Origin of the sequence: Mesorhizobium sp. M8A.F.Ca.ET.161.01.1.1, from assembly GCF_004792105.1 — a bacterium.
Lineage (GTDB): Bacteria > Pseudomonadota > Alphaproteobacteria > Rhizobiales > Rhizobiaceae > Mesorhizobium.
The window spans coordinates 1-279 of record NZ_SRTD01000527.1; the positions used below are offsets into that span (position 1 = coordinate 1).

Annotated in this window: 1 protein-coding gene; it reads left to right on the plus strand. The window is 63.8% G+C overall.

Going from position 1 to position 279, the window contains the following annotated elements:
* Positions 1-279, plus strand: a 279-nt coding sequence (locus EN804_RS36865) for an N-acetyltransferase (protein ID WP_135922463.1), incomplete at both ends; no start/stop codon positions are given.

Genomic DNA, 279 nt, shown 5'->3' on the forward strand with positions numbered 1-279 from the left:
CCGATGATGGCGAGACGATTGCCTCGGTGCGCATGACGCCGGTTCTGGCAGGCGGTGTGAAGGGTCATATGCTTGGCCCGCTTGCGGTTCGGCCCTCTCACAAGAACAAGGGCATCGGCCGGGAACTCGTCCGGATCGCCATCGCGGCGGCAAGGCGCAAGGGCTCCGAAGCCGTGATACTGATCGGCGATCCGCCCTATTACACGCCGCTCGGGTTCGAGAAAGTCGCTTATGCGGCGCTTGATTTTCCGGGGCCGGTTGATCCGAACCGGGTGCTGG